This window comes from Lactobacillus sp. UCMA15818, assembly GCF_030400225.1.
GTDB lineage: Bacteria > Bacillota > Bacilli > Lactobacillales > Lactobacillaceae > Liquorilactobacillus.
Map to the genome: position 1 here is coordinate 1 of NZ_VJYB01000045.1, position 324 is coordinate 324.

The 324-nt window shown below is 42.6% G+C and carries 1 rRNA gene; it reads right to left on the reverse strand.

Annotated elements, in window-relative coordinates:
- Positions 1-197 precede the first annotated feature (197 nt).
- Positions 198-314, reverse strand: a 5S ribosomal RNA gene (gene rrf, locus FFX44_RS12615).
- Positions 315-324: the final 10 nt, after the last annotated feature.

The window sequence follows — 324 nt, forward strand, 5'->3', positions numbered from 1 at the left end:
TTCTGTTAGAGGTCTTGAAAAGGTAAAAAGAGAAGCTGGAATTGCCTTGATGGCAATGAATATTAGAAAATTGGTAGCGAAGGGCACCAATCATAACTGTTTTATAAACCCAAAGAAGAGATTAGTGAAAATCAAGGAACGATTTTCACTAATCTCTTCTATTTTGAAGGACTTATGGCACAGACCCTTTCTAATTTGCACGGCAACGACCTATCCTCGCAGGGGGCGATCCCCCAACTACTATCGGCGCGAAGAAGCTTAACTTCTGTGTTCGACATGGGAACAGGTGTATCCTTCTTGCCATCATCACCGCACTCTTTTGCT